The sequence below is a fragment of the Anaerotruncus sp. AF02-27 genome, assembly GCF_003465835.1.
GTDB lineage: Bacteria > Bacillota > Clostridia > Oscillospirales > Ruminococcaceae > Anaerotruncus > Anaerotruncus rubiinfantis.
Genome location: NZ_QSBX01000046.1, coordinates 1 through 6,591 on the forward strand (window position 1 = coordinate 1; position 6,591 = coordinate 6,591).

Consider the following 6,591-nt stretch of genomic DNA (forward strand, 5'->3'; position numbering starts at 1 on the left):
CAGTCCGTCAGAACCCAGTGTGCCAGGGTTCAGGACTTCAAGGACGGGGCGGAAACCGACGCGCGGGCCGGAGTCCGTAGCATAGTCGTAGTGCCAGTAGCGGGCCGAATCGTACCCGCGGCGCGCACGGCTCGACGCGAAGCCAGAAGAAACATCCTGTCCCCACGAATACATTTTATTCCAGTTTTGGATATATCCGCTGTTCTTATTCAGCATCGTGTCCCATTCGTTGCTTTGGGGCGTGCCGCGTTCTGAATCACCTGAGCCTGTATAACTACTTCCCACGGACGGCGCACGCAGGGTATAGTCCACGCCGCCGCTGGCATAATTTTTGCCGAAAATCAGACCTTCGTCATTCAGGCCATTCCAGCTTACCGTATGCGTTACGGCATAGTCCGCCACAAACAGGCTGTGGGCGTATTTGTTCTGCTGTGCATATTCCTCGGTGGTCTCCATCTCCGATGTGAGCTTGTAGGCGTCCACCGTCCCTGCGTAGGTAAAGGGCACATAGTGCAGGGTATTATCCGGCAGACTGCCGTTTGCCGTTCCGGGGATGTTTGCGCCGGAGAGGTCAAAGTAATAGGTGTCGCCGGGTTTGAGGGAAAACTGTTCTGATAAAGCAAACTGCGCCGTGAGCTTGGTAACTTCCGCCGGAACGTTGGCACCGGGCGCGTAGAGCTTGCCGTCGCTGCCAAGCCACATGAAGTAGCTGCCGGTATTTCCGTCCGGGCGGGTCAGGCCGTCGGACGCAGGCGCGGTAAACTCGCTGCCGGTTTTCACGATGATTTGAATATCCTCGGAGCTATTACCCAGCTTGCCGCCGCCAAGGTCAAGGGTAACGACCTTCAGTCCGTCAGAACCCAGTGTGCCAGGGTTCAGGACTTCAAGGACGGGGCGGAAACCGAGGTTGACGCGCCGATACGAGGACGAGATGAAATGCCAGTAACGGGCCGAGGTGTACCCACGGTACGCCCGGAACGACTCGGCGGCAGAAGAAGTATCCTGTCCCCACGAATACATTTTATTCCAGTTTTGGATATATCCACTGTTCTTGTTCAGCATCGTGTCCCATTCGTTGCTTTGGGGCACGCCGCGTTGGGAATCGCCCGAACCTGTAGAGATACTTCCCACAGACGGTGCGCGCAGGGTATAGTCCACGCCGCCGCTGGCATAATTTTTGCCGAAAATCAGACCTTCGTCATTCAGGCCACCCCAGCTAATCGTATGCGTTACGGCATAGTCCGCCACAAACAGGCTGTGGGGATATTTGTTCTGCTGTGCATACTCCTCGGTGGTTGCCGTCGCAGACGTGAGTTTGTAGGCGTCCACCGTCCCTGCGTAGGTAAAGGGCACATAGTGCAGGGTATTATCCGGCAGACTGCCGTTTGCCGTTCCGGGGATGTTTGCGCCGGAGAGGTCAAAGTAATAGGTGTCGCCGGGTTTGAGGGAAAACTGCTCGTCAGGCGAATCATTGGCCAATAGCATTGGCGCAGCCAGCGCCCCCAATGCAGCGGCAGCTTCCGCATACCGGGTCATATCCAGCTCATCGATTTCCTCGTCGGAGAGCTTCTCCTTCGCCTCGTCGATAGCCTCAAGCTGCGCCTTGACTTCTTCGGCGTTATCTTCAGTGATTTCTTCTGCGTTCGGTAAACCGTCGATCATGGCCTGTACGCTTGCCACCGTGACAGCCTCCGCATTGGACGGAGTAGCCAGTTTCTCACTATCCTCACTGCCGCACAGTTCGCAGACATACCCGCAGGGGGTCCCCGCAGTTGCAGGAGAGTAGCCGCACTCATCGTCATGCTCATGCTGGCAGTTTAATTCCTTGGTGATACACCCGCTTTCCTCGTCGCAGATGTGGGGGCAGTTCTCCGGCTCCCGTTTTTGTGCGCCGGACGGGGTCGCTTCATTGCCGGAAACGCTTTCCTCCGGGTAACAGTCCTCGTCATGTTCATGGACGCAGTTGGTTACTTCCTCATAGCAATCTACGGTGTGTTCGTGGACGCAGGGTGTTCCCGCCGTTCCCTCCGTGTAGCCGCAGTCCGCGTTATGCTCCGGGTGGTGTTCGCACAGGCCGCTTGTGCCTATTGTAACGCCGCCCGCCTGCCCATTCTCCTCGGCCAACACGGATTGAGAGCAGAGGGAAAAGAGCATTGCGCCGCAGAGCAGCAGGCTCAATATCCGTTTTTTCAATTTCATTTAGTCCTCCCTTTCTTCCGTACTGACTGTGCGGTCTTTTGATTTGTTTTTCAGCCGGATGCAGATCATGGTCACTGTCACCCCCACCGCAAAGGCGGCGATGCCGACCACAATGTATGCGCTTGCGCCTCCTCGCAGCAGCACAGAGCCATAGCTTTCCGCCACGGTGGGGACGCCACCTGACTGTACCTTCCGCAAAAGAATACCGATCCCGGCAAAGAGAAGCAGACTGCACACGCTTAAGGTGGAAAGCACGCGCCTTTCGTACCGCTTCCTGTATTGCCTCGTCCGTCGCCGGATCTCCCGAATCCGGCGCTCCGTTCTGCCGGTCATTGTCAATGCCTCCTTTCGCTTTTTGTTTCCAGGGTCAATCAACGACCCTCTACTTCCTAAAAGACATGAAATCCAAAATCCTTCCACCTAAAATCGAAAAAAATTCAAAAAATTGAGCCGCCCCGAATTTGGGACGGCTCTGCGCGCGAAATCTGTACTTATTCAAAGGAAATGTTCTGCCTTGGCAGCAGTTGCTTTGCTGCGTATAGGCAGAGGAGGAGCAGCGATGGAAAGAGGTATCCTGCCGTTTTCCATGCGCCCTCCGCCGTGATGAGCAGATTGTAGATGGCATGGAAACCGATGCAGGCTCCAAGAATGCCCACGGTGCCGGTTGCTGCCAGCCAGCGGCAGCGAAACACATGGGAAACACCGAAGCCGGAAAGAACGCCACAGAGAATATGCAGCGCTCCGGCGGAGATCCCGCGGATCAGCAGAAAGTTAAAATTGGCCGCGCCGTTTTCCGTCAGATAGCAGACATTTTCAAAGGTAGCAAACCCCACGGCGATGGCGATGGCTGCCGCAGGCATCTCTTTCGGCTCCGGCTCAAAAATCAGATAGAAAAACAGCAGGGGCAGCAGCTTCATGACTTCTTCACATACGGGCGTGATCTCGATAGCGGCAACGGTGCCATCCACGCCGTATTGCCCCATGAAGAAGCTGCTGACATAGGCGCTGAGCAGGCACACGGCCATACCGACGGTCAAGAACAGCGCATAGCGCCGAACGCGCCCCTTCATGAAAAATAGGGATAAGATCAGCGGGAGCGCAAGGCAGAGGAAAATATTTTCAATATAGGTCAAGCTCGCTTCACCTCCCGCAGTGTCAGGGGCAGCAGCGCCGCCATGGACAGCGTCAGCGCAAGGTCTACAGCATAGTAGAGCTGAAAGCGCGTGTAGTCATGGGTGAAGCCGGAAACCCGATATAATAGCACCTGCAACGTAACGCAGATGATCATAAACAAGTCTCTTTTTCGGCACAAACTGCCGTTTTTCATGTGAGATACCGAGAGATACATGGTCGCGCCTGCTGTGAGGGAAAACAGGGCCGAAACAAAATAGGATGGGCCGAAATCGTGGTCGAGAAAGGCGATTGCCGCAATGACCGCCGCTGCGGCTCCGGCAGGGAGGGAAAATCGATCCTTCTTCCCCTCCCCTGGCAATATCTGCACAGACAGGTAAAAAAGCCATGCGGCCAGCCAGGAGATCTCCGCCACATAAAATACCTGCGGCCAGATGCCAATGATGACCAGATACAGCACATAGTATATCGTCCCCATGGCAAAGCAGGCATAGGCAAGAGATAAAATCAGGAGGCTGCGGTTCCTGTGCCGAATGGCCAGAATACCGGCAGCGACACAGGCGCAGAGCAGCACCGCGATCTGAAACAGGTTATCAATGAGTTCAAAGTTCTCCATCTCCGGCCTCCTCCTGCTTCTGTCCTTCACATCTCCGATGCAGACGGTATAGAAGAACCGTCACGCAAACCCCAAGGAAAAATGCCAACAGCCCCATCACGATATAGCCCAGCGCGGCATGGCTTCCTATCAGGCTTGCCGTTCCCGAAGAATGGACGATGCTTCCGTCCGCGGCGTTCCTCATCAGTCCCGGCATCATTGTGCCGATGCCGATGACCAGAAGCAGGCAGACCGCCATGCAGGCCGCATCCAGTCGGCGCTGTCTTTTTATTCGACGCTCCTGTTTGATTTCCGCTGTCCGCCTGTGGATCAGGCGGGCACGCTCCTCACTTGTCCGCATAAGTAAATCCCTCCTGCTCCAAAATTACTTTCAGGCTTTGTTTTCCGCGGTAGACCAGTTTCGTGATCTGGCTTTCACTTTTGTTCATGACCGTTGCCGCATCGCGGTAGCTCATATCTTCAAAATAGACAAGATAGAGTGCTTCCCGGTATTCTGCTTTCAGCTTTTCAAGCGCATCATAAAGCTGGCGGTCTCGTTCGCTGCGAAGTAGATCGGTATCGATCAGGGTGTTGCTTTGCGGCTCAAAGTCCAACTCATCCAAGCACAGAAATGCAAGACGGTGTTTCTGCTTATGTCGAAGCGCAAGGTGACGAGCGGTTTTGTAAAGATATGCCTTAAAACTGCCCACACCCTCAATCGGCCGCTCCTTTGCGAAAAGCTGTGAAAAGGCCTCGATCATCAGATCCTCCGCCTCGTGGATGTCCTTGATATATCCGTTGATGTAAAGTGTCAGCGCATCGCCGTAGCGTTCCACCAGCAGGTCGGCAGCTTTTTGCTCTCCGTCAAGATACCGTCGGTATGCGGTTTCATCGGAGATCATATCCACCGCCTCCTTCCGTGGCCTTCCTACGAGGGTCGGACGGTTTCTCCGCATTTTCCGGGATTGCCCATGAGCGCCCGAACCGGGACGCGCCGGGGATCCGCCCCTCGGCGCAGTATTGGTTGACCCGCCGCTCCGACACGCCCCAACGGTATGATGCCTCCTTTATGGAAATATAGCCCTTGATCCCGTTCATATCGCACCTCCGCACGGATAATACTCAACATGATACATTATATACGAATATCCGAAGAAACACAAGGTATCTGGCGAAGTGTTCAGAGAAAAGTTACATTGCTGCGAAGGACGGGAGAAAACGTGGCAAGCAATGCCTGTGTTAATACACACAGGCCCGCAGAGAAGAAAATCCCTTTGTGATTTTCCTCTCTGCTTGCTTGTTGAGGGCAGCGCCCCCAAGCCCCTTTGAACACAGAATTTCATTCTGTGGCTGCGCGTTCTGCGAACGCTTTTGACCAGGACCAGCTTACCGCTGGCCGTGGTCTTTTTCTTTTTCAACATCCTGTTCTACCTCCATTTTCAGCACTCGATCCACATTGGCCTTTGCCGTTAAAAGCTCCCGCATTTCCTCACGGGAACGCCGGTACTCGGCATAGGTCTTTTTCTTTTCTTCCAGCAATTTCGCGTACTCCGTCTGTAACTCTTTGACCTTGGGCAGCTTCTTGACGCCCATCTCATCAAAGGCATTCTTAGCAGCCTGGTGGAGCAGAATTTCTTCCTCATGTTCCCCCCGGAATTTCTTAGAGTAACCCGCCTTGCGGTATGCCACATAGACCTCACGGGTCTTGGCATAATTTACGATGTGAGTACGCAGAACAGCAATCTCTGCCATGCGCTTTTCAGCCGCTTTGATCTGCGCCGAAAGTTCATTGTGATGTGCCGTGGCAGCCGCAGCCTTTTCTTCCAAAACCGCATACTCCAGCAGGTTATTCTCTGACAGGTAATTCATGGTCTGCGCCATTTGCTTCAGATTGAAAACTTTAGCCCATCGCGTATAGCCAGCACCTTTTCCAGCCTGCAATTTTGCCTGAATGTCCACCAGCAGATTGACCTTCGGCAGCACTGCCTGTGTGACCGTTTTCTTTCGTGGGGTATGCGTTTTCTTCCCAGAAATAACTGCCTGTAAATCTTCCAATCCATATCCTTCGCCCAGGCTGTCCATAAGGGCTGCTTTCTCCCAACCGGGGAGCTTCAGACGATACGATTTTCCACGCTTTGATACCTCACAGCCGGACTCTTGCAGCAGCTTCAGCAGCTCCTCAAAATTAGCAGGACTTTGTGATAATGCGTTGTCAATCGCCACACGGAGCAACTCCCGGTGAGAGGGTTTTGCCTGATCTCCCATCCATTTGTTATAGCTCTTTCCATGAGGGTTCGGATTCTCTACAATGGACAGTCCGTTTTCAATGCAGATGGTATCACTTAACCTGCGAACCGCCTTGGTACTGCCCCAAAAGTTTCGGAATTTTCGGTCATATTCTAAGCTGACCGATGACCAGATAATGTGATTATGAATGTGCGACTTGTCTATGTGAGTGCAGACCACAAAGGCATGATTGCCCTTGGTAAACCGCTTGGCAAATTCTACACCCAGACGGTTGGCTTCTTCCGGCGTGATTTCACCGGGTTTGAATGACTGGCGCACATGGTAAGCGATCACATCGTCCGCCCCGCGCACCCGCCCGGTGGCGGCGATATACTGCCGCTTCGCCAGCAGAAACTCTGCATCGGCGGGCCGGCTGTCAC

Annotated in this window: 7 protein-coding genes and 1 pseudogene; all 8 read right to left on the reverse strand. The window is 54.1% G+C overall.

The features are described from left to right. Window positions 1-2,199, reverse strand: a pseudogene (locus DWV16_RS18120) (hypothetical protein); the annotation flags it as partial. Next, window positions 2,200-2,532: a hypothetical protein gene (locus DWV16_RS18125; RefSeq protein ID WP_118480843.1), complete on the reverse strand. Its 333-nt coding sequence runs from the start codon at window positions 2,530-2,532 to the stop codon at window positions 2,200-2,202. A 158-nt stretch (window positions 2,533-2,690) separates the two neighbouring features. Further along, a complete protein-coding gene (locus DWV16_RS18130) occupies window positions 2,691-3,332 on the reverse strand; it encodes a PrsW family glutamic-type intramembrane protease (protein ID WP_118480845.1) in 642 nt (213 codons plus the stop codon). Beyond that, entirely contained in the window at window positions 3,329-3,946 is a 618-nt protein-coding gene (locus DWV16_RS18135) for a hypothetical protein (RefSeq protein WP_118480847.1), read from the reverse strand. Before DWV16_RS18135 ends, DWV16_RS18130 begins: the two co-directional genes overlap by 4 nt. After that, window positions 3,933-4,286: a DUF4179 domain-containing protein gene (locus tag DWV16_RS18140; protein WP_118480849.1), complete on the reverse strand. Its 354-nt coding sequence runs from the start codon at window positions 4,284-4,286 to the stop codon at window positions 3,933-3,935. The genes DWV16_RS18135 and DWV16_RS18140 overlap by 14 nt, the downstream gene beginning before the upstream one ends. Continuing rightward, window positions 4,273-4,827, reverse strand: a complete 555-nt coding sequence (locus DWV16_RS18145) for an RNA polymerase sigma factor (RefSeq protein ID WP_118480851.1) — start codon at window positions 4,825-4,827, stop codon at window positions 4,273-4,275. Before DWV16_RS18145 ends, DWV16_RS18140 begins: the two co-directional genes overlap by 14 nt. Beyond that, window positions 4,814-5,023: a helix-turn-helix domain-containing protein gene (locus DWV16_RS18150; protein ID WP_182430928.1), complete on the reverse strand. Its 210-nt coding sequence runs from the start codon at window positions 5,021-5,023 to the stop codon at window positions 4,814-4,816. Before DWV16_RS18150 ends, DWV16_RS18145 begins: the two co-directional genes overlap by 14 nt. 288 nt (window positions 5,024-5,311) lie before the next feature. Further along, the coding region (locus DWV16_RS18160) for a relaxase/mobilization nuclease domain-containing protein (protein ID WP_243007368.1) at window positions 5,312-6,591 on the reverse strand (1,280 nt) is incomplete at its 5' end.

Coding starts and splice junctions, on each gene's coding strand:
- DWV16_RS18125 (WP_118480843.1), bottom strand. CDS start 2,532: ATGACCGGCAGAACGGAGCGCCGGATTCGGGAGATCCGGCGACGGACG.
- DWV16_RS18135 (WP_118480847.1), bottom strand. CDS start 3,946: ATGGAGAACTTTGAACTCATTGATAACCTGTTTCAGATCGCGGTGCTG.
- DWV16_RS18145 (WP_118480851.1), bottom strand. CDS start 4,827: ATGATCTCCGATGAAACCGCATACCGACGGTATCTTGACGGAGAGCAA.
- DWV16_RS18150 (WP_182430928.1), bottom strand. CDS start 5,023: ATGAACGGGATCAAGGGCTATATTTCCATAAAGGAGGCATCATACCGT.
- DWV16_RS18140 (WP_118480849.1), bottom strand. CDS start 4,286: ATGCGGACAAGTGAGGAGCGTGCCCGCCTGATCCACAGGCGGACAGCG.